Origin of the sequence: Flavobacterium pisciphilum, assembly GCF_020905345.1 — a bacterium.
Taxonomy (GTDB): Bacteria; Bacteroidota; Bacteroidia; order Flavobacteriales; family Flavobacteriaceae; genus Flavobacterium; species Flavobacterium pisciphilum.
Map to the genome: position 1 here is coordinate 4,980,078 of NZ_JAJJMO010000001.1, position 21,904 is coordinate 5,001,981.

Annotated in this window: 18 protein-coding genes; 9 read left to right on the forward strand and 9 right to left on the reverse strand. The window is 31.8% G+C overall.

Annotated features, from left to right (window positions below):
• Nucleotides 1–157: 157 nt before the first annotated feature.
• The 7 genes from LNQ49_RS21250 to LNQ49_RS21280 all read right to left on the reverse strand — a co-directional run bounded on the left by LNQ49_RS21250 (nucleotide 158) and on the right by LNQ49_RS21280 (nucleotide 11,779).
• The gene (locus LNQ49_RS21250; RefSeq protein ID WP_229990948.1) at nucleotides 158–1,522 is read right to left on the reverse strand and encodes a hypothetical protein; all 1,365 of its coding nucleotides are present in this window, start codon (nucleotides 1,520–1,522) and stop codon (nucleotides 158–160) included.
• Nucleotides 1,523–1,819: 297 nt separating this feature from the next.
• Nucleotides 1,820–3,835 (reverse strand): heavy metal translocating P-type ATPase, encoded by a 2,016-nt coding sequence (locus tag LNQ49_RS21255; RefSeq protein WP_229990949.1) that lies wholly within the window; start codon nucleotides 3,833–3,835, stop codon nucleotides 1,820–1,822.
• Nucleotides 3,832–4,449, reverse strand: a complete 618-nt coding sequence (locus LNQ49_RS21260; RefSeq protein ID WP_229990950.1) for a class I SAM-dependent methyltransferase — start codon at nucleotides 4,447–4,449, stop codon at nucleotides 3,832–3,834. The genes LNQ49_RS21255 and LNQ49_RS21260 overlap by 4 nt, the downstream gene beginning before the upstream one ends.
• 15 nt (nucleotides 4,450–4,464) lie before the next feature.
• A complete protein-coding gene (locus LNQ49_RS21265; RefSeq protein ID WP_229990951.1) occupies nucleotides 4,465–5,694 on the reverse strand; it encodes an efflux RND transporter periplasmic adaptor subunit in 1,230 nt (409 codons plus the stop codon).
• An 11-nt stretch (nucleotides 5,695–5,705) separates the two neighbouring features.
• Nucleotides 5,706–10,022, reverse strand: coding sequence for a CusA/CzcA family heavy metal efflux RND transporter (locus LNQ49_RS21270; protein WP_229990952.1), 4,317 nt, complete (start codon nucleotides 10,020–10,022; stop codon nucleotides 5,706–5,708).
• Nucleotides 10,023–10,116: 94 nt separating this feature from the next.
• A complete protein-coding gene (locus tag LNQ49_RS21275; protein ID WP_229990953.1) occupies nucleotides 10,117–10,443 on the reverse strand; it encodes a DUF6660 family protein in 327 nt (108 codons plus the stop codon).
• Between the two features lie 235 nt (nucleotides 10,444–10,678).
• Complete coding sequence (locus tag LNQ49_RS21280) at nucleotides 10,679–11,779, reverse strand: DNA alkylation repair protein (RefSeq protein ID WP_229990954.1); 1,101 nt, start codon at nucleotides 11,777–11,779, stop codon at nucleotides 10,679–10,681.
• A 147-nt stretch (nucleotides 11,780–11,926) separates the two neighbouring features.
• Here LNQ49_RS21280 and nadC point away from each other — a divergent pair, with 147 nt between their 5' ends.
• The 5 genes from nadC (at nucleotide 11,927) to priA (ending at nucleotide 17,639) form a co-directional block, all read left to right on the forward strand.
• Nucleotides 11,927–12,784 carry a carboxylating nicotinate-nucleotide diphosphorylase gene (nadC, locus tag LNQ49_RS21285; protein ID WP_229990955.1) on the forward strand — a complete coding sequence of 286 codons (858 nt, stop codon included), beginning with the start codon at nucleotides 11,927–11,929 and terminating at the stop codon, nucleotides 12,782–12,784.
• Nucleotides 12,785–12,820: 36 nt separating this feature from the next.
• Entirely contained in the window at nucleotides 12,821–13,744 is a 924-nt protein-coding gene (locus LNQ49_RS21290) for a YihY/virulence factor BrkB family protein (RefSeq protein ID WP_229990956.1), read from the forward strand.
• Nucleotides 13,745–13,891: 147 nt separating this feature from the next.
• A complete protein-coding gene (locus LNQ49_RS21295; protein ID WP_229990957.1) occupies nucleotides 13,892–14,323 on the forward strand; it encodes a DUF2147 domain-containing protein in 432 nt (143 codons plus the stop codon).
• A gap of 27 nt (nucleotides 14,324–14,350) precedes the next feature.
• Nucleotides 14,351–15,106 (forward strand): subclass B1 metallo-beta-lactamase, encoded by a 756-nt coding sequence (bla-B1-FLAV, locus tag LNQ49_RS21300; protein ID WP_229990958.1) that lies wholly within the window; start codon nucleotides 14,351–14,353, stop codon nucleotides 15,104–15,106.
• An 82-nt stretch (nucleotides 15,107–15,188) separates the two neighbouring features.
• On the forward strand, nucleotides 15,189–17,639 hold the full coding sequence (gene priA / locus LNQ49_RS21305) for a replication restart helicase PriA (protein ID WP_229990959.1): 2,451 nt from the start codon (nucleotides 15,189–15,191) through the stop codon (nucleotides 17,637–17,639).
• 5 nt (nucleotides 17,640–17,644) lie between these two features.
• Here priA and LNQ49_RS21310 read toward each other — a convergent pair whose 3' ends face one another.
• The gene (locus tag LNQ49_RS21310) at nucleotides 17,645–18,343 is read right to left on the reverse strand and encodes a LytR/AlgR family response regulator transcription factor (protein WP_035628734.1); all 699 of its coding nucleotides are present in this window, start codon (nucleotides 18,341–18,343) and stop codon (nucleotides 17,645–17,647) included.
• Nucleotides 18,344–18,510: 167 nt separating this feature from the next.
• On the opposite strand from LNQ49_RS21310, the gene rpsF reads away from it, so the two are divergent.
• The 4 genes from rpsF to LNQ49_RS21330 all read left to right on the forward strand — a co-directional run bounded on the left by rpsF (nucleotide 18,511) and on the right by LNQ49_RS21330 (nucleotide 20,233).
• The gene (rpsF, locus tag LNQ49_RS21315; protein ID WP_035628733.1) at nucleotides 18,511–18,852 is read left to right on the forward strand and encodes a 30S ribosomal protein S6; all 342 of its coding nucleotides are present in this window, start codon (nucleotides 18,511–18,513) and stop codon (nucleotides 18,850–18,852) included.
• Between the two features lie 5 nt (nucleotides 18,853–18,857).
• Nucleotides 18,858–19,154 carry a 30S ribosomal protein S18 gene (gene rpsR, locus LNQ49_RS21320; protein ID WP_002987043.1) on the forward strand — a complete coding sequence of 99 codons (297 nt, stop codon included), beginning with the start codon at nucleotides 18,858–18,860 and terminating at the stop codon, nucleotides 19,152–19,154.
• 66 nt (nucleotides 19,155–19,220) lie between these two features.
• Nucleotides 19,221–19,661: a 50S ribosomal protein L9 gene (rplI, locus tag LNQ49_RS21325; protein ID WP_229990960.1), complete on the forward strand. Its 441-nt coding sequence runs from the start codon at nucleotides 19,221–19,223 to the stop codon at nucleotides 19,659–19,661.
• 98 nt (nucleotides 19,662–19,759) lie between these two features.
• Nucleotides 19,760–20,233 carry a DUF6495 family protein gene (locus LNQ49_RS21330; protein WP_195738076.1) on the forward strand — a complete coding sequence of 158 codons (474 nt, stop codon included), beginning with the start codon at nucleotides 19,760–19,762 and terminating at the stop codon, nucleotides 20,231–20,233.
• Between the two features lie 40 nt (nucleotides 20,234–20,273).
• On the opposite strand, the gene LNQ49_RS21335 is transcribed toward LNQ49_RS21330, so the two are convergent.
• On the reverse strand, nucleotides 20,274–20,912 hold the full coding sequence (locus LNQ49_RS21335; RefSeq protein ID WP_229990961.1) for a LexA family transcriptional regulator: 639 nt from the start codon (nucleotides 20,910–20,912) through the stop codon (nucleotides 20,274–20,276).
• Nucleotides 20,913–21,904 lie beyond the last annotated feature (992 nt).

The following is a 21,904-nucleotide window of genomic DNA, read 5'->3' on the forward strand; positions in this document are numbered from 1 at the left end:
GGTTGAATTATTGAAACAATAAGTCAGATGATGCTAATTTAGTAACTTTAGATACTATCTATGTGAATTATATGTGCCAATATGATCTAATGAGTTTAAAGTTTGTATTTCTAGGATAATTAATATTGTTGATCTAAAATAAAGTTATTTATTGTAATCATCTTTTAATATTTTTTTCTATTTTTTGATGTGCTTTAAACCCTAATGAATTGTAATATTCTATTAAATCTATTGTACCTAATGGGGATGCTATATTATTATTATTATTATTATTATTATTATTATTATTATTTAGCTTATAAATTTGTATTTCGTTATTTGTTGTTTCTTTTAAATCAATAAGAAGATTTTCTTTTTTGTATTCAATAGTATCATTCAAATCATAATTGATTTGGTAGCGAAATTTATCGTTTTTATAAATAAGATTAATAATTTCATTGTATGACAAAATATCAGAAGCGGCTATATATTGTTTTAGATAATTTGGACTAGTAGGAATACTTGTTATAGTTTTAAATTTTTGGCAACTTACTACTATTGTATCACCATTATTAAAATTATCTAATAATTCTCCATTTTTAATTTTTATTTGATCAGAATTGGATAAAACATCAATTTCTTTCTTGTTACGTTCATAAACATTATTTTTTATCAGACCATTTTTAAATTTTTCTTTAAAATCGTTATATGTATTTGAGGAAGAATTATTTCTCTTTCCTTCTTTGGATATTTCAGAAGCTTTGATTGTTTCGATTGCTAAGGTCAGATTGCTTTTATAATTATTTGTTAGAGTGTCACAATGAATATATTTAATATATTTTGGGACATATTTAGGTGTTCCATCTTGATCAAAATATATTTTTTTTTCATTTTTTGTTAGCATGAGGATAGCGTAAGTTGAAAGGATGTTTTTGTCAGCTACTATTTTTTTAATTGTAGGATCATTAAATCTCTTAAATTTTTTTAATTTTTTTTTCTGTACTGCTATTGTATTTAAACCCCAAGTGCCAAAACTCAATTCATCTTTAACAATAAGATTTTTGTGGAATTTTGTTATATATTCTTTAGCAAAACACAATGACTTCGAAGCAAAATCAGGACAAGTTTTTGATGTATTTAAAATGGTGTCATTAAATAAAATGTAGATATGATACTCGTCTTCTTTGTAAAAATTGGTGTTATCACTAGGAATTCTTATTCTAAAGGGAGTATATAATTGTAATTTTAATTCTTTAGGTAAAACTTGAATATTCTGAAACCCTTTTTCATTATATTTTTTATGATAACTCATAACGGTATTGTAGCCGTTTGGAATTTCGTTAAAATAATAATATTTCTCTTTTTTGTTGTATTGACTTGTAATAGCTGGGATTTCAAAACCTTCAAGAGTCACTTTTGCGTCATCAATATTTTTACCAGTTTCTGCATCTTCCAAGTATATTTTTATTTGTGGAGTTGCCTTTTCTTGAGCTAAGCTGTAAAATGATAATAGTGAAAGGAAAAATAGTAATACGTGTTTCATAAAGTAATGTGTTTTACTCAAATTTTAATTAAAAGACTTTCTCTTCAAAATAATATTCATTTGTTATAATTAGGTTGAATTATTGAAACAATAAGTCAGATGATGCTAATTTAGTAACTTTAGATACTATCTATGTGAATTATATGTAGTTACTTTTTAGATGAATTTAATAAATATTTTTGGTTTTTAATACATAGAAAACCTGTTAGATCTAATCTTGGAAATAACTATAACTTTAAACAAAAAGGGCGTTTATACGATTTTGTATAAACGCCCTTTTTTAATAGTGTGAAATGTTTAAAATTTCATTCTTTGAATTCGCACTGCATTTAATATAGCAAGTAGAGCAACTCCAACATCAGCAAAAACAGCTTCCCACATAGTGGCTAGACCTCCCGCACCAAGTACAAGTACAATAGCCTTTACAACAAATGCTAGAGAGATATTCTGCCAAACGATTTGTTTTGTTTTTTTACCAATGTTTATAGCAGTAAAAATTTTTGTAGGCTGATCGTTTTGGATAACAATGTCGGCAGTTTCAATTGTCGCATCGCTTCCTAATCCACCCATTGCAATTCCTGCATGAGCAAGAGCTACAACTGGTGCGTCATTTACACCATCACCAACAAAAGCTATTTTTAAGTTTTTATCTTTTAAAGCAATAACTTTTTCGACTTTGTTCTCTGGTAATAAATCTCCGTAAGCTTCATCAATATTTAGCTCGTTTGCTACAGCATTAACTACGGCGGTTTTGTCACCTGAAAGCATTACTGTTTTTACGTTTATCTTATGTAGGCTCTGAATTGCTTGTTTGGCGTCTTCTTTAATTTCGTCGGCAATTAAAAAATAACCTGCATATTTCTGATTAACCGCAATTACAATTATAGTAAATGGCGTTTTATCAATTTCGCTGTCATAACTAATATTGAATTTCTTCAGTAGTTTGACATTACCAGCTAAGATTTCGTTTCCGTCAACTTTTCCTTTTAAGCCATGACCAGCAATTTCTTCGACATCACTAACCGTACTATTTTTCTCTGAACCTTTGGCATATTCAATTATGGCAGTCCCTACAGGATGTGTTGATTTGGTTTCGAGTGCAGCTGTATATTTTACTAAATCGGCTTCTGAAATACCTATTGCAACTACTTTTTGAACATTAAAAACCCCTTTAGTCAATGTTCCTGTTTTATCCATTACAACAACTTCTATAGCTGCCATAATATCTAAGAAACTAGAACCTTTAAATAGAATTCCGTTTTTACTAGCGGCTCCGATTCCTCCAAAATAGCCTAGCGGAATAGATATAACTAAGGCACAAGGACAAGAAATAACTAAGAATACTAATGCTCTGTACAGCCAATCTCTAAAGATATAATCATCTACAAAGAAGTAGGGCAACAGACAAATTACAATAGCCGAATACACTACAAATGGAGTATAGATTTTGGCAAATTTTCTAATGAACAATTCAGTAGGAGCTTTTTTTGCAGTTGCATCCTGAACCATTTCCAGAATCTTAGATAATTTACTATCTGTGTATAGAGCTGTAACTCGTACTTCGGCAACAGAGTTGAGGTTTATCATCCCTGCCAAAACACTTTCGCCTTTGCTTTTAGTGTCTGGTTTGCTCTCACCTGTTAAAGCAGCTGTATTAAATGAAGCTGTGTCAGAAAGTAGTTCTCCATCCAAACCTAGCTTTTCACCAGGTTTAAGCTGTATAATAGCTCCAATTTGTACACTTTTAGCCTTGATGGTTTTGGCTTGTTTGTTTTCTAAGATAGTAACTTCATCAGGACGCTGGTCTAGTAATGTTTTAATATTTGCTTTGGCTCTAGTAACTGCCAATGTTTGGAAAGTTTCTCCAATAGCATAAAATAGCATTACTGCAACTCCTTCTGGGTATTCACCAATGATAAAAGCTCCAATTGTAGCAATACTCATAAGTAAGAATTCTGAAAAGAAAGATCCTTTTCGGGCACTTCCTAAGGCTTCTTTAAGCACAGGAAAGCCAACGGGTAGATAAGCAATTACATACCATACTATTCGTATCCAACCAGTAAACCAGGTTTGTGGTAAATAATTATCAAAAATGATAGCGATAATCAATAAAACAAAACTAACTATGGGAGGAGTAAACATTTGCAAAACGGTTTGGTCTCCACCAGAATGATCGTGTCCGTCGTCGTCGCTGTGAGTTTCTGGTTCATCATGTGAACAACAGCCTGAGTGTGCTTGTTCTAAATGAGGCTTAGTAGATGTTTTACAATCTACTTGCTCATTGTTTTCGTCGGGTTTATGTTGATGTTTCATATTTGTTTTTTTCTGAATCCACAAAATTGAAAATTTTGTATTGTTTTAAACGGTGTAATATGATTTTCTGTAAAACATTTTAATGCTTCAAAATTATTCTGAAAAGTATTTTTCATATTGTTTTCAGAATATTGTTTGATGTTTAATCCGCTACATTTGAATGGTCCATTTTCTGAAAAAGTGCCTAGTAAAAAATGACCATTAGGATTTATTATATTTTCTGTAATGGAAATGTATTTATCAATATTTTCGTAATCAGTTAAAAAATGAAAAACGGCCCTGTCATACCAAAAATCAAATTTTACATCTGTGGTAAATTCGGTTATATCTGAAATAATCCAGTGTACTAAATTGGCTCTTTCGCCTAGGCGGCTTTTTGTTTTTTCTAATGCCGTCTCTGAAATGTCTAATACCCAAATATTTAAATAGCCTTTGTCAAGCAATGCATCAACCAGATTACTATCACCACCACCAATATCAATGATATTGGCAGTTTTTGATAGTTGTAAGTTTTCTATATAATCGATTGCTGTTTTTGGGTATTCCTGTGTCCAGCTAACTTCATTTGGCGTTTTTGTTGTGAATACATCTTCCCAATGTTTTTTGTTATTCATAACTTAAAGATTTTTTTAATGGGAGTGCTCTCCACCACCTTTTTGGGCAGCTAATATGTAAAAAGCACCTTGTGTAACGATTTGACTATTTTCTGGGATTGAAGTTACAAATTTTATTTCGGTATATCCCATATCTGTTGTACCAGGTATAACTTCGATTGCTTTAAAGTGTATTTCTCCTTTACCTTCCTCATGTGCTCCTTCAATTTCATTTTCATGGTCGTGTTTTGTATCTTTTTTAGGATGAGAATTCTCTTTTATGTAGATGAAAAATTTATCTCCATTTTTTACAATAGCCCCTTTTGGTAAGGCAGGAACAGTTGCGTTGTTTAAATTAATATTGGCAGAAACATACATTCCAGAGATTAAATCTTTGGCATCATCTGGATTTATTTTAGCATGAACTGCTACTGTTTTACTTTCGTTAGAGAACGATTTATTGATACCAAATATTTTTCCTTTGATCGATTTATTAGATTGATTGGTAAGTATAAAATCGACTTCCTGACCAATCGAGATAGAACCTAAATCTTTTTCATATACATTTAAATCTAAATGCATTTGGCTATTATCAAAAACTTCAAATAGTGGAATTCCAGTTTCTGCAAATGCTCCTTTGGCAATGCTTATTTCCCCTACATAACCACTTATTGGGGATATAATTGGAATTAGGGCACTGTTGCTAGATGGATTGACATTTAACGCTTCCAATTTGTTTTTTGCAGCCTGTGCTCTGGCTCTTTCTACGGCCAGTTTCGCTTTTACTTCTTGAAAAGTTTTTCGAGGGTTTACATTCTCATCAGCCAATGTTTTCTGACGATTGTATTCCAATTGTAAATATTCAATATTAGCTGTAGCTGATTTATAATCTTCTAGCATTCCTACCACTTCTAGATTTTGAATGGTTGCTAGAACTTTTCCTTTATTTACAAAAGTACCTTCCAGAACAAAGATATCTTTGACTGTACCACCAAGTAACGTCGCTATTTTAGCTGAGTTTTGTGGAGGAACAGTCGTGTATCCATTGGCTTTAATAATTGTCTTTAGGTTGCGGTTTTCAACTTTTCCGAATTGAATTCCAACCGTTTTAAATTGTGCTTCAGTTAATGCAACTTCATTTTCTGGTTTTTCTTCTTCCGGTGTTTCTTCAGCTTTCTTTTCGTTGCATGATGTTAAGATCAGCATTAAAAAAGCGATTGGAAGTAGAGTAGAAGTACGGCTTATTATGTTCTTTATATTTTTCATTGTAATGAGTATTAGTTCTTGGAGATTGATGGAAATTGTAATTGGATGGCGCTTTGATTGTATGTATTCAAAGTTTCGGCATATTGTTTTTTGATATCAATTGCTTGATTTAAAAAACTGATATAGGTCCAGTAACTCATATCTCCATTAGCATAACTTTTTTGTGCTGTTGTAATAATTTGTTCAGCATATTGTAAACCTTCTTTTTGATAATATGATAATCCTTTTTCCTGTTTTTCAAACTCATTTTTCAATTCCTGCATTTGTAATTCTAGTGAAAATTGATTTTTTTCCAATTCCAATTGCGATTGGGCAATGCTTATCGAAGCGGCTTTGGCTTTGGCTGTATTTACGCCTCCAAACAACGGAATTTGTAAGCCAGCTGTAAAACCTTGAAATAATGATTTAGTATCAATAGTTTGAGCAAAATACCCCAAGCCTAGTTTTGGAGTACGTTGCGCTTTAAATGTATTGGCTTCTTTCTGGAAGACCGAAATTTGTTGTTGATAATAATCATTCATCAAGCCTTCTATTTTTGCATTATCTGATCCAGCAAGAGCACTATATTGAAGCGGTGTACTAGTATCAGGAACAATGTTTTCTTTAGTTTGCATAAAAAACTGTAATTGTTTTTGGTAAATAGCCAAGTCGAATTCTAATTGTGTTTTTTGTGTTTCAATTTCTTTAGACTTCGCTTTTGCGCTAATTACTTCAATATTACCGCTTTCTCCAGTTTTAAATCGGAGTTCAGCATTTTTAAGAAACAAAGCATAAACATTGAATAACTCGACATTTAGTTTTTGCACAGAAACACCATATAAGTATTGATAATAGGCTAATGTTACTGCTTTTTCAATTTCATATTCGGATAAAGCCTTTTGTTTTTCAGCAAGTTTTACCAGTTCTTCCTGTAATTGTCGGTTGGCTTTGGTAATTTTTCCGATAGGGAAATATTGCTGTACCGAAACATTACTATCATATTCAGCACTGTTAAATTGCCCCCCTTGATATTGTATTTGTAGGGCTTCAGGCTGAAAGGCTGTTTTTTTAAGAACAGTTTGCTTTTCTATTTCTTTATCAGCAATTTTTAAGTTAATGCTATTGGCTTTTGCCATTTCTATTGCTTTATCCAATCCAATTGGTTGGCTGTTTTGTGCAAAAGAGAAACTGCTAATTAGTAATAAAAGCCCAGTTATTATCGGTTTTATCATTGTTGTTTTTCTTTTAATTACTCTTTCTGACAATAAGTAAAGTATTGGCAAAACTATTAATGTTAGTAGTGTAGCCGAGAATAAACCACCTATTACTACTGTTGCTAATGGTTTTTGTACTTCTGCACCACCACTTGTTGATAATGCCATTGGTAAGAAACCTAAAGAAGCTACGGCAGCTGTCATTAAAACAGGACGTAATCTTGTTTTAGTTCCAATTAATACGCGTTGTAATGGATCTGTAATTCCTTCTGTTTTAAGCTGATTGAAATAGGATATTAGGACAATTCCATTTAATACCGCAATTCCAAATAAAGCGATAAATCCAATTCCTGCCGAAATACTAAAAGGCATTCCGCGTAGCCATAATGCAAATACACCACCTATTGCTGAAAGTGGAATCGCAGTAAAGATCAATGCTGCTTGTTTGGTACTTTTAAAAGTAAAATAAAGAAGAATCAAAATTAAACTTAACGCAATTGGTAAAGCAACAGAAAGACGTTTGTTGGCTTCAATTAGGTTTTCAAATTGACCTCCATAAGTAATATAGTATCCTGCAGGAAGTTTGAAGTTCTTGTCTAGCTTTTGCTGAATTTCTTCTACTACGCTTTTCACATCACGTCCACGAACGTTCAGTCCAATTGTAATTCTGCGTTTACCATCTTCACGAACTACTTGTACAGGCCCTTGCTCATAGTTGACAGTTGCAACTTGTGATAATGGTACTTGTAGTCCATTTGGTAATGGAATGAATAAATTACTCACATCGGTAATATCTTTACGATTGTCTTTGTTCATTCGAACGACAATATCAAATCGCTTGTTTTCTTCATAAATTTTTCCAGCAGCTTCTCCTGCAAATGATGAACGAATGATTCTATTTAAATCTTCTATGTTTAGTCCATACAAGGCAATTTTATCATAATCGTATTTAATCGTAATTTGTGGCAATCCGCTTACTTTGTCCGCTTTAAGATCTCCAATACCTTCGATTTTCTGAATTTTCTGAATTAGTTCGTTACCTTTTCTTTCTAAGATATCGAGGTTATCACCAAATATTTTGATGGCTATATCACTTCGGCTACCAGTCATTAATTCATTAAAACGCATTTGTATAGGTTGTGAAACTTCGATGTTAGCTCCTGGGATTTTCCCCATTTCTTCTTTCATCAAACGAGCCAAATCTTGCCAATTATCTGCACTGGTCCATTCTTTTTTGTCTTTTAGAACAATAATCAAATCCCCACTTTCTATTGGCATTGGGTCAGTCGGGATTTCTCCACTTCCAATCTTAGTTACGATGGTTTTAATCTCTGGGAATTTTGCTTTAAGCATCTTTTCATACTCAGTTGTTGTTTTTATCATTTGAGTTAATGAACTTCCCGTCATGATAGTAGCATTAATGGCTAAATCACCTTCTTCGATAGTTGGAATAAATTCTCCTCCCATGTTTTGAAAAATAACAAGTGAAAAAACAAATAATGTGATAGCAATACCTAGAACAGCTTTTTTGAAGCGCAATGCTTTGTCTAAGAATGGAGCATATATTTTTTCAAACCAAGCCATCATTCGGTCACTAAAGTTTGGTTTATGCTCAGTGTCTTTAGATAAGAATAGTGCACTCATCATAGGGACATAGGTAAGCGATAGGATAAAAGCACCTATAACAGCAAACCCAACTGTCATTGCCATTGGTTTAAACATTTTTCCTTCGGTTCCAACTAAAGCTAATATTGGTAGGTATACAATTAAAATGATTATCTCTCCAAAAGCGGCGCTGTTTCTGATTTTTGAAGCCGAAGCATATACTTCTTTATCCATTTCAGATTGGGTTAACTCTCTTTTCTTTTTGAGTTTTTGCAAATGATGCATCGTAGCTTCAACAATAATCACGGCACCATCGACAATAATTCCAAAGTCAATTGCCCCCAAACTCATTAAATTTCCACTGACACCAAATGCATTCATTAGAATTACAGCAAAAAGCATTGCTAGCGGAATTACCGAAGCAACAATTAACCCTGCACGGAGGTTTCCTAAGAACAATATCAGTACAAAAATTACAATTAATGCTCCTTCAAGTAAGTTTTTAGTAACAGTTCCAATTGCATTATCTACCAATTTACTTCTGTCAATAAATGCTTCAGCAACTACTCCTTCAGGTAACATTTGATTAATCTGAATCATTTTTTCTTTAACGCGTTCTACAACTGCTTTAGAGTTTTCTCCTTTAAGCATTAGTGTTAGACCACCTACAATTTCACCTTTTCCATCTTTGGTTGTTGCACCAAAACGGATAGCATTACCTAGTTGCACTGTTGCTACATCACGAATTAAAATAGGAGTTGCATTTCGATTTTTAATCACAATGTTACCGATGTCTTTTATTCCAGATGCCATTCCAACACCACGAATAAAAAAGGCAAATTCATCTTTTTCGATATATGCACCACCAGTATTCTGATTGTTCTTCTCGAGGGCGTCAAAAATTTCTGTAATAGTAACTCCAGAACTATTTAATCGGTTGGGGTCAACAGCAATTTCGTATTGCTTTACACTACCTCCCCAAGTACTTACTTCGGCAACCCCTTTTACACCTTGTAATTGTGGTACGATAATCCAGTCTTGGATTGTTCTTAAACTAGTAGCATTGTATTTATCCTCATATCCCTTTTTGGCATATACGTCGTATTGATAAATTTCACCAAGCCCTGTTGTAATCGGAGCTAATTCTGGTGTTCCTGCATATTTAGGAATGATTTCTTCAGCTTGTTTTAGTCTTTGAAAGACTTGTTCACGTGCCCAATATGTATCAGCGTTTTCTTCAAAAACGACTGTAACAACGGATAGTCCAAAACGAGAAATACTACGTAGCTCAATTACTTTTGGAATTGTTTTTAGAGATTGTTCTAGTGGATAGGTTATTAACTGTTCTACTTCCTGACTGGCTAGAGTAGGAGCAGTAGTGATAATTTGCACCTGATTATTGGTAATATCAGGTAGCGCATCCAGTGGTAAATTTTTAAGTGAGAAACTTCCCCAAGCTATAAGAACCAGGGTAAGTAATAGTATAATGAATTTGTTCTTTATACTAAATTGTATAATCTTATCTAACATTTTTAGGATATAATGAATGAGAAATCCAGACGAGAAAACGCCTGTTTTTTTGTGGTATACCACAACACATATACCCGAAATTACTCGGGCTACATTATACTATTTGGGGTGGTTGCCAAATACTTCCGTAGAAATTGGAAGCAAGAATTGAATGATAAGATGATAGAGGTTTTTTAATGAGAGTTGTTTCAATATTAAAAACCCATGTAACAGCAGGAGCTGAAGTTAGAACTTGAACTGCACAACAATTGCAACTGCAAAATGGAGCGCAAAGATCTAATCCTTTTTCGTGAGATTGATTATCTGATTTACTTACTATTTCGCTTGTATGCGTAATAGCTTCGCTTTCCAGCGTATCCGCACAAGGCAAACACGATAGAACGATTAAATAAATTGATAATATGAGGTTAATCCATTTCACGGCAGTAAAATTAAGGATAAAAATCTGATGTTTAAAAAAATAATTATATTTTTTAGCAGAATAATAACATAATCTGGATACTAAATCACTGAATTATATAGGTTGGTTTCCATTTACAAAATTCTTATTTTGAAGTTGAGCTATATAAATTAAGTAAGTTTTTTAAAGAGAACTTTATTATTTTATTAGATTACTTATAGGGATTTATAAGCGTGACTGTATGTGTAAAATGGCTCTATTTGATTAATTCAAAATCTAGTAATTCACTCTCAGTTCCATTAATGATTATGGCCAATTGGTGTTTTCCTAAATGAAACACACGCGTTGTGATTACTTTAAAAGATTGATTCCTTTTAATTTTAATTATTTGATTAGGCTGATAAATGCGTTCACTAATTTTGAATACTTTTTTAGCTAAATGACCTTTTGATTTTTGATAGTAAACAGCATATTCCAATCGTACAGTTTTATTTTCGGAATTGGTATTGTTCAGTGAAAACTGAAATTCTAAATACTCACCAATTTTTACTTTAGGAGTGATAATTTCAAAGTCTGATAATTCGATATTAGTGCTTTCCAATCCATAATGTTTTAAAATATCTGGATTGCCTTGTTTTAATAAAGTACGACAGCCATGTTTAATGATGGCATCAGTTTCAGGACTTATATTTTGCCATTTGTTAGCAATATCCAGTACAATTTTTGGATTGTCTTTTACAATATCGTTGAGGTTATTGGCAACACTGCGACGAACATATTCTGATGAATCTGTTTTTAAATTTTCTAAAATGGGTAAAATTGAAGTTGGGTCTTTTTTTAGGGCAGGAATTGCCATTGCCCAAGGTAATCGTGAGCGAGAGCCTTCACTTGCCAATCGTCTTACATGGTGATTTTCATGTAATGACCATTCTATCATTTCCTCAATCATTTCCTGAGGATATTTAATAATAAAAGGGCGAACAGCAAACTCGCAACTTATAAATTGGGTAATCATTACAAATGCATTAGCACTTATTTTAAAGTCGTTAATGCCATATTTTTCTATATAATCGGCAAAAAATATAAAAGCTAGATTGCTCTCATTGAATTTGTCTTTCTTTAAATTTTCAATAATACTTTCAATAGTTAGAACTGCCTTTCCAAAATCGGTAGGCATAAATCGATGTAAAACAACTGTGGTATGTTGCATACGTTCTTTCCATTCTTTGTTGGCGAAATCAGCATCAAAAATCTGTGAGATAAATTGTTGTTTATCAAAATCAGGAATGACTTTTGCAACGCAATTAGTGAAGTTTTCGTAAAAAGCAATTGAATAGATATCTTTAATTAAGCCCATTTTTAGTAAAGTTGAAAATCAAAGATATTTAATGTTTGCTAATAGAGGGCATACAAAAACAAAAAACGTTTAAAATTTTCAAATCACCTAAATTTTCAAATCCACAAAATATGTGCTACTTTAGCATTCTATTAAAATTCATACAAAATGATTAACGAAGTACAATTTCAGAACGAATTACAATTGCTTATTTTTAATGCAATTCGCGAAGATGTAGGCACAGGAGATTATAGCTCTTTGGCTTGTATTCCTGCTGATGCGCAAGGTAAAGCCAAATTGTTGGTAAAGGAAGATGGGATAATTGGGGGAGTTGCATTTGCCAAAATGATTTTTAATTATGTCGATCCTAGTTTAAAAGTTGAAACATTTATAGAAGACGGAGCTCCGGTAAAATATGGAGATGTTGTGTTTCATGTTTCAGGAAGCTCGCAATCGATTTTAAAATCGGAGCGTGTTGTATTGAACTCAATGCAACGTATGTCAGCAATAGCGACTAAAACGAATCAATATGTACAACTGTTGAAAGGTACAAACGCTAAAATATTAGATACTCGTAAAACAACGCCTAATTTCCGTGTTGCCGAAAAATGGGCAGTAAAAATTGGAGGTGGAGAGAATCACCGATTTGCACTTTATGATATGATAATGCTTAAAGACAATCATATTGATTTTGCAGGGGGAATTACTTTAGCAATTGCTAAAACCAAAGCTTATTTAAAAGAGAATAAGCTAGATTTAAAGATTATAGTTGAGGCAAGGAGCTTAGATGAGATTAGAGAAATTTTACAAAGCGATGGTGTTTTTCGTATCTTAATAGATAATTTTAATTATGAAGACACTAAGAAAGCGGTTGCATTAATTGGAGATAAATGTCAGACAGAATCTTCAGGGAATATCAACGAAAAAACAATTCGTGAATATGCTTTATGCGGTGTCGATTATATTTCTTCAGGGGCATTAACACATTCAGTTTATAATATGGATTTAAGTTTAAAAGCACTTTAGAATTTTATAAATTATTTAAACAATAATCCAGTAAGTATGTCTGTAGAAATAGAAAACCGGCTAGAAAAAGTTCCTGTAGTGCGCTATCTCGTTCGTTTCTTAAAGAGTATAAAGCTACCTTGGCTTGATGGGTTTTCGTTGTATGATTTACTCGAATTGTATACTATAGGTATTATAGAGGGGGCATTTTCATATCATGCAAGTGCAGTTGCGTTTAGCTTTTTTATGGCGCTATTTCCATTTGCATTATTTATCCTTAATCTAATACCTTTTATTCCTATTGAGGGGTTTCAGCAGGATTTTTTGCAGTTTGTTCAGCAGGGAGTTCCACCAAATACTTACGATGCGATATATAAAATTATTAGTGATATTTTAAATAATAGTCACTCAGGATTGCTTTCATCTGGTTTCTTTCTATCTGTTTTTTTAATGGCAAATGGAGTTAACGGAATCTTAGGCGGGTTTGAATCATCTCGACATGTACTAGATAAGCGAGGTTTTTTTAGTCAGTATCTTGTAGCATTGGCGATTTCAATTATAATGTCGATGTTGTTATTGGTTACTGTTGCTACAATTGTTGTTTTTGAGGTGTTAATCCAAAAGACGATGATTCAGGATGTGCTAAATGATAGTATTCCGCTGATTATTATGGGGCGTTATTTGTTTGTAATCTTAATGATTTTGATAACTTCTTCTATATTACTGCGTTACGGAACAAAGCAATATAATAAAGTACCATTTATTAGTATTGGTTCAGTGTTTACAACAATCTTAATTGTGATATCTTCATACTTTTTTGGGATTTGGGTTATAAAATTCTCAAAATATAATGAACTTTATGGCTCAATTGGTACATTATTAATACTAATGTTTTACATTTGGATAAACTGTATGATTTTGCTTTTGGGATTCGAATTAAATGCCACAATCAAAAAATTAAGACAAAAAAATAATAAATAACATTTAGAAACTGTTCCTGCTTTTTGCTGTATTTTTATTCTTTAAAAGAATTGGATTAAAGGATGCTGTTGCAAATGAAGTTCTTTTGAACTTCGATGTAAGGTATAATAATAGTGAAATAATCAGGGCTAAAAAAAATCAAACATTATGAAAAACTGGATCTTAACAATGGGCTTATTATTTTTGGTAATAGGCAATGTGCAAAGTCAATCTGTAATCGGAAAATGGAAAACTGTTGACGATGCAACTGGAGAGGCGAAATCAATTGTAGAAGTGTATGAAAAATCGGGAAAAGTGTATGGCAAAATAGTCGAAATTCTTCGAGAGGAGCATAAAAAAGACCTCTGTACTTCTTGCCCTGGAGCGCTTAAAAACAAACCGATTTTAGGAATGGTAATTATTAACGATCTTGAAAAAGATGGTAAAGAGTACAATTCTGGAACGATTTTAGATCCAACAAATGGAAAAGTTTATAAATGTTTTATAGCATTAGACTCTCCAGATAAACTGAAATTACGAGGATTTGTTGGGATTTCTCTTTTGGGAAGAACACAATATTGGACAAGAGTTAGGAATTAAGGAAACGAAATTTAGAAATAATAAAGAATGCAAAATAAATTGATATTACTGTTGTTCCTTATAGGGATTACAAAATCTTTTGGGCAAACAGAAAATAATAAATTACAAATTAGTCATCTTACGGGTGACTTTTATGTTTATAAAACCTTTCATGATTATAAGGGAACTTTGATTTCTGCCAATGCTATGTATCTGATTACAGATAAGGGTGTTGTGTTGTTTGATGCTCCTTGGGACGAAACACAGTTTCAACCATTGCTTGATAGTATAAAAAAGAAACATAATAAAGAAGTGGTTATGCATATTGCAACCCATTCGCATGAGGATAGAGCTGGAGGGTTAGAGTTTTATAAGCAAAAAGGTATAAAAACGTACACCATAAAGCTAACCGATGAAATCAGTGAAAAAAACAACGGTAAAAGAGCGGCGTTTATAATGCCAAATGATACTACATTTGCAGTTGGAAAACATCGCTTTCAGATATTTTATCCAGGTAAAGGACATGCGCCAGATAATATTGTGGTTTGGTTTAATAAAGAGAAGATACTTTATGGAGGTTGCTTTGTAAAAAGTACAGATGCAACAGATCTAGGTTATTTGGGGGATTCCGATGTAAAAGAATGGGAAAAATCAATTAAAAAAGTACAGGCGAAATTTAAAAATCCAAGATATATTGTAACGGGTCATGAAGGTTGGGCTAATACAGAATCTTTAAAGCATACATTAAAATTGGTTAAGGAATATAATGCTAAATCAATTTCAGATAAATTAGATAAAAAGTAAGTTTATTTTAAAATCTTGCTAAAATTATAAACGAAAAATAATATTTTAAAAACTATTATTTTAAAACATACAACTATTTAAAATGCATTTTGTAGAAGTCATTTTACCACTTTCATTAGCTAAAACGTTTACTTATCGTATCTCAGAAGCTGAATTTAATTTTATTCAGAAAGGAATGCGGGTTGCGGTACCATTTGGTAAGAGCAAAATGTATACGGCATTGGTACTTGAAACGCATCAAAATGAGCCAACTTTGTATGAGGCAAAAGAGATTCATCAGATTCTTGATGAGAGACCAATTGCTACCGAGATTCAGATAAAACATTGGCTTTGGATTGCATCCTATTATATGTGTGCTATTGGTGATGTGTATCGAGGGGCATTTCCAAGCGGATTGTTGTTAGAAAGTGAAACAATGATTTCGTATAAAACTGGAGCTTTTGTTGATCAAACAGCTTTGACTGATGAAGAGTATTTGGTTTACGATGCATTACAACATCAGAGCTCACTTAAGGTTCAGGATATTGTTGCTATTTTAAATAAAAAGAATGTTTTTCCTATTCTTCAAAAATTAATAGATAAAGATATTGTTGTTCTTGAGCAGGAAATACAAGAAAGCTATAAGCCAAAATTAGTTCGTTATGTTAAGTTGCATGATAAGTTTGATTCTAATCAAGGATTAAATGAGTTGCTGGATATGCTTAAAAATGCGGCTAAGCAAAAAGAAATTGTTTTGGCGTACTTTCAGTTGAGTGCAGTTGAGAAGAAACCAATTACAGTTAAGAAGTTAGTTGAGGTATCACAATCTTCGTCAGCTGTAGTAAAAGCATTAATTGAGAAAGAGGTTTTCGAAGAATATTTTTTACAGCAAGATCGAATTAATTTTACAGGTAAAAGCTCAGAAAAGGAATTACAACTAAGTCAAGTTCAGCAAACTGCCTTTGAGGAAATCAAAAGTAGTTTTGTTGATAAAGAAGTTTGTTTGCTTCATGGAGTAACATCAAGTGGTAAGACTGAAATATATATTAAGCTTATAGAGGAGTATTTAGCAACTGGAAGACAGATCTTGTATCTATTGCCTGAAATTGCACTAACTACACAATTGGTAACTAGATTACGAGTTCATTTTGGTAATAAAGTAGCTGTTTTTCATTCTAAATATAGCAATAATGAACGAGTTGAGGTTTGGAATCAGACCTTGTCAAATGTTGAAAATGCTCAGATAATAATAGGAGCGAGGTCGGCTTTGTTTTTGCCATTTGCTAATTTAGGTTTACTTATTGTTGATGAAGAACATGAACAGACCTTTAAGCAAGTAGATCCTGCACCGCGTTATCATGCACGTGATGCTGCAATTGTTTTAGCAAATTTTCATAAAGCTAAAGTGCTTTTAGGGTCTGCAACACCAAGCTTGGAGACTTATTTTAATGCACAATCACAAAAATATGGATTGGTTACAGTCACTGAGCGTTATAATAATGTTCGGATGCCAGATATTGCATTGGTGGATTTAAAAGATAAGTATTTTAGAAAACGTATGACTGGGCATTTTAGCGACGTTTTAACCGAAGCAATTTCAGAAGCGCTAACATTGGGAGAGCAAGTTATATTGTTTCAAAACAGACGTGGATATTCACCTATTATAGAATGTATTACTTGTGGGCATGTTCCTCAATGTCAGCAATGCGATGTGAGTCTTACTTTTCATAAGCACAAAAATCAATTGCGTTGTCATTATTGTGGGTATAGCATGGCAAAACCAACTAATTGTCATAGTTGTTCTAGTATTGACTTGACCACTAAAGGATTTGGTACGGAGCAAATAGAGCAGGAGTTACTTGCGCTTTTTCCAAATGCCAGAACAGGTAGGATGGATCAAGATACTACACGAGGTAAATTTGGATTTGAAAAAATCATTGATAGTTTTAAAAATCGAGAGATAGATATTTTGGTTGGAACGCAAATGCTAGCCAAAGGATTGGATTTTGATAATGTAAGCTTGGTAGGGATTATGAATGCCGATAATATGTTGTTTCATCCTGATTTCCGTGCTTTCGAGCGTAGTTTTCAAATGATGATGCAGGTGTCAGGGCGTGCAGGGCGTTCGGAGAAGCAAGGTAAAGTTGTGATTCAGACTTATAATCCCAATCATAATACAATACAGCAGGTAACTAACAATGATTATGCTGGAATGTATAGAGAACAACTGTATGACAGGAAAATTTATAAATATCCACCTTATTTTAGGGTGATTAAGCTAACGATTAAGCACCGTGACTTTGATAAATTAAAAGAAGGTTCGATGTGGTTGTATCAAGTTTTGAGTCAGAATTTGAATATGCCTCTGTTGGGACCTGAAGAACCTGCTATAAGCCGAATTAGAAATGAATATATTCGAACGATTTTAATTAAAATACCGCAAGAGATGCCTTTGGTGGGTACAAAAAAAACTATTCAGAAAATACTGAATAGTTTTGAAGCTGTTGCGCAATATAGAGCCATAAAAGTAATTGTGAATGTAGACTTTTACTAATGCTTTTAATGAGTTATTGATAGTGCACGAACTAAGTCTTCTTTTTTATTTCGACTTAATGGGATCTTGGTGATTCCGATTTCGGCAAACTTACTATTAAAGCGTTCTACTTTGTCAATATTTATAATATATGACTTATGTACGCGAATGAATTTTTCTTTTGATAAATCATTTTCAAAAGATTTCATGGTAGAAAGCACCAGGTTACTATCGTCTTCGGTTACAACTCTTACATAGTCGCCAAAAGCTTCAATCCACTTAATTTTTGCGGTGAAAATTTTAAGTTTTTTGAGGTTACTCTTGATGAAAATATGCTCACCTTCATCTTCTTTTACATCTGTGCGTAAGGCGTATAGGTCTAATGCTCTTTTAACAGAGGCATTAAAGCGATCTATAGCTATTGGTTTTTGGAGATAATCAGTTGCATCATAGTCAAAAGCTTTTAAAGCGTATTCGGCTTTAGAGGTAATAAAGATAATTTGGGGTTTTGTTTTTAGACCATCTAAAAAATCAAAACCATTTATAACGGGCATTTCGATATCTAAAAATATCAAATCAATATTATTTAAAGAGATACAGCTTCGAGCTTCGATTGCATTTGAAAAATCTCCAATCAAGTGTAAATTCGGATGATTATTGACTAACTTTGAGATAATAGTTCTTTGGATAGAACTATCGTCTACAACAACACAATTTAGTTTCATAACATTTAAATTTAGGGAATGTAATAGTAAATATAAATTTATTTTTCTTTAAAAACTAGATTTTAGGCTTATTTTTTACCATACGTCGAATAAAAGTAAAAAAGTGTTGTATATATAAAATAAATGGTTACTTTTGCACCCAATTTTAACAAATAAATATTGTATTTATGAATCATTATGAAACTGTTTTCATTTTAAATCCCGTTTTATCTGAGGTTCAGGTGAAGGAAACAGTAACGAAATTTGAAGAATTTCTTACTAGTAGAGGAGCTGAAATGGTATCAAAAGAGGATTGGGGCCTAAAGAAAATGGCTTACGAAATCCAAAACAAAAAAAGTGGTTTTTATCACTTATTTGAGTTCAAAGTAGCTGGAGAAGTTCTAATTGCTTTTGAAACTGAATTTAGACGTGACGAGAGAGTTATGCGTTTCTTAACTGTAAGTTTAGATAAACACGCTATTTCTTGGGCTGAAAGAAGAAGAACAAAATTAAAATCTACAAAAGCTTAATTACTATGTCTACAATAGAGCAATCAGCAAAAGGAAAAAAAGACGGGGATATCAGATATCTTACGCCTTTGAACATAGAAACAAACAAAACTAAAAAGTATTGTCGTTTCAAAAAATCTGGAATCAAATATATCGATTATAAAGATGCAGATTTCTTATTGAAATTCGTTAATGAGCAAGGAAAAATTCTTCCTCGTCGTTTAACAGGAACTTCATTAAAATACCAAAGAAAAGTGTCTGTAGCTGTTAAGAGAGCACGTCACTTAGCTTTAATGCCATATGTGGCAGATTTATTAAAATAATATTTAAAACAAAGTTGTTGGTTTCCGGTAAGATGGAACCTAACTTCTCAAATAAAGGACAACAACATGGAACTTATTTTAAAGAAAGACGTACAGAATCTAGGATTTAAAGATGATGTAGTATCTGTAAAGTCTGGTTACGGTCGTAACTTTTTAATTCCTCAAGGTTTTGCTAGTTTAGCAACTCCTTCTGCAAAAAAAGTATTGGCTGAAAACCTAAAACAAAGAGCACATAAAGAGGCTAAAATTGTTGATGACGCTAAGAAAATAGCTGAAGCATTGAAAGCACTTGAAATTAAAATTTTCGCAAAAGCTGGTGGAGAGAAACTTTTTGGTTCTATCACTAACATAGATATTGCTGAAGCTTTGGAAAAAGCTGGTAACTCTATCGAAAGAAAATTTATTACTAGCGGTATCGTAAAACGTACTGGTAAATATGCTGCAAGCATTAGATTACACAGAGATGTTGTAGTTGAATTACCATACGAAATTGTTGCTGAAAAGTAATAGTTTTAATTTATAATATGAAATCCCGATGTAAATCGGGATTTTTTTTTGAATATTAAATAGCTAAATGAAGTTATAAAAGCCTTAAATATTTTAAAATGAAATACGCAAGATTAACAAAAGAACAATTTGATGAATTAAATGCTGAATTTGCAAGCTTTTTAGGAACGCAAGCTATAGACAAGGCTGAATGGGATTCAATTAAAATAAACAAGCCAGAGGTGGCAGAACAGGAGCTAGATGTGTTCTCTGATTTAATTTGGGAAGGAGTTCTTTCTAGAGCTGAATTTTTAGAACATTTTTCTAAAAATCATATTTTCCTTTTTCAGTGTTTTGATACACATGTACAATCTATAGTTTTAAAATCATTAGTTCCTGAAACTGATTTTCTGACAAAAGAAGGTTTGCAGTGGCTTAGTGATAATATGTTTACAGAAACGATTGAAATGAAAGTTGGTAAAAAGGTTTTTACTGATGACCGTAATACTTCAATTTTTGAATTGATTCAACAAGGGGCATTCTTGAGTGATGGACAATTGTTTAAACAGATCAATACAATTATTGAATCGTAGATCTTTGGGTTCTTTGATTTTTAAAAAAAATGGATTGATTTTATATTCTAATCAGTATATTTTTTACTGTCCATATTTCTTTAATGTCTTCAGAGTCAATTGTAGTGTTTTTGAAGAAAGCATTATCATTACTTAAAGTAAAGTTATTTTCTAAAGGACTGTTGTTAATTATTCTATTAATGATTAGTCCTTTGGTTTTACTTATTATAACTACAATGGCATCTTCTTCGATGCTTTTTATATCTGCAATTTCACACACTACAAATGAATTTGCATTTACCACAGGCTCCATGTTATTGCTAACTATTTCAAATACTCTAGAGATCTTACTTTGAATAAAAGGAAAATGGTATTTGGGTAAGCTATTTAATAAATCTTCATTTCCAAGACAGTATTCAAACTGAATCTCTCTTTTTATTAAAGGAGTATTGTTTAGAATTATATTATTTGTTTTCTCATTGTGGTTTTTTTCTGAAAGTATTTTATTTAAATCAATCTCATGAAAATTGCAAATTGAGATTATTGCGCTATAATCTAATGTATCTCTTTTTTTCCATGTAGAGATAGTATTTGGTTTGATATCTAGTAGTTTAGATAGTTCAATATCAGTGTTTATTTGCAAAGCCTTTTTTAATCTTTTTAAGATTAAATTCGCATTTAGTGATTTTTTTACTTGCATATTCGAAAAAAGATTTTTACATTTATGAAATATTAGTCATTAAACGATTGTTAATTAATCTTAATACTATCTAAAAAATAGTTAATTATCACTTGTTTTAAGTTAATATTTCAAAATTTGAATTATTCTCTAAAATTGCATAACACTAAAAGTCAGATATAAAATCTGACTAAGAATAACTAGGATATTTTATATAGAATCAGGGGCTTCTAATAATAAATGTGTAGCAATATATAAAAAAAATGATTATTTATTAATATTCTAAATTGTTTTCTGTCATAAAATAATATAATACCACATAATAGCATGAAGACTTTTAAAAAGGTCTTTTAAAATTAATAATTTTTTTGTACGATTTTTTGTCAATTATTATTTAATATGGATGCTTATGGAATTTATGATTACTTTTTTCAGAAGAAATAAATTCTTCTTTTATTTATTTCTTACATCATCGTCATTCAATAAAAAATTAAATGACATCTCATCTGATTTTACTTTTTCGAGTAAAAAAGAGTTTTCCCTATTTGATAATTTTATGAATCAAATGAATTCTTTTGTTTTCAGATTAAATAATTTGATTGGTCAATATAATTATAACCATCGCTGTTATTTATTCTATAACAATACAGAATAGTATTGTTTATTTAAGACTTCAATCCCCCTGAAGCGTAACTCGATTACTCAAGTATTAGTTATCAAATCTATTTTGGCTGAATTTATTTTCGCATTTAGTAGATTTTAGTTTTCGCATTTCTGTAGAATCAATTTCTTAGAATTATTGTGAGAAGGTGTTCTTGTACTTAAATCGTCGAATTAATTTTCTGTTTTTATTTTTTATGGATGTATACAAATACATCTCATATAGGTTTCTATTGCCTTATGTTAACTGAAATTATACAAGCAGAATATCAAATAAATACATTAATCTCTTAAAAAATATTTTATGAAATTAAAATCTACTTTAAACGACTCTTGTAAACGACTTTCTTTTT

Bases quoted from the DNA above. Each gene is read 5' to 3' on its own strand.
- LNQ49_RS21260 (WP_229990950.1), bottom strand. From the start codon at position 4,449: ATGAATAACAAAAAACATTGGGAAGATGTATTCACAACAAAAACGCCA.
- nadC (WP_229990955.1), top strand. From the start codon at position 11,927: ATGATTAACGAAGTACAATTTCAGAACGAATTACAATTGCTTATTTTT.
- LNQ49_RS21330 (WP_195738076.1), top strand. From the start codon at position 19,760: ATGAAATACGCAAGATTAACAAAAGAACAATTTGATGAATTAAATGCT.
- LNQ49_RS21295 (WP_229990957.1), top strand. From the start codon at position 13,892: ATGAAAAACTGGATCTTAACAATGGGCTTATTATTTTTGGTAATAGGC.
- bla-B1-FLAV (WP_229990958.1), top strand. From the start codon at position 14,351: ATGCAAAATAAATTGATATTACTGTTGTTCCTTATAGGGATTACAAAA.
- LNQ49_RS21280 (WP_229990954.1), bottom strand. From the start codon at position 11,779: ATGGGCTTAATTAAAGATATCTATTCAATTGCTTTTTACGAAAACTTC.
- LNQ49_RS21310 (WP_035628734.1), bottom strand. From the start codon at position 18,343: ATGAAACTAAATTGTGTTGTTGTAGACGATAGTTCTATCCAAAGAACT.
- LNQ49_RS21255 (WP_229990949.1), bottom strand. From the start codon at position 3,835: ATGAAACATCAACATAAACCCGACGAAAACAATGAGCAAGTAGATTGT.
- rplI (WP_229990960.1), top strand. From the start codon at position 19,221: ATGGAACTTATTTTAAAGAAAGACGTACAGAATCTAGGATTTAAAGAT.
- LNQ49_RS21250 (WP_229990948.1), bottom strand. From the start codon at position 1,522: ATGAAACACGTATTACTATTTTTCCTTTCACTATTATCATTTTACAGC.
- LNQ49_RS21290 (WP_229990956.1), top strand. From the start codon at position 12,821: ATGTCTGTAGAAATAGAAAACCGGCTAGAAAAAGTTCCTGTAGTGCGC.
- LNQ49_RS21335 (WP_229990961.1), bottom strand. From the start codon at position 20,912: ATGCAAGTAAAAAAATCACTAAATGCGAATTTAATCTTAAAAAGATTA.
- rpsF (WP_035628733.1), top strand. From the start codon at position 18,511: ATGAATCATTATGAAACTGTTTTCATTTTAAATCCCGTTTTATCTGAG.
- priA (WP_229990959.1), top strand. From the start codon at position 15,189: ATGCATTTTGTAGAAGTCATTTTACCACTTTCATTAGCTAAAACGTTT.
- LNQ49_RS21270 (WP_229990952.1), bottom strand. From the start codon at position 10,022: ATGTTAGATAAGATTATACAATTTAGTATAAAGAACAAATTCATTATA.
- rpsR (WP_002987043.1), top strand. From the start codon at position 18,858: ATGTCTACAATAGAGCAATCAGCAAAAGGAAAAAAAGACGGGGATATC.
- LNQ49_RS21265 (WP_229990951.1), bottom strand. From the start codon at position 5,694: ATGAAAAATATAAAGAACATAATAAGCCGTACTTCTACTCTACTTCCA.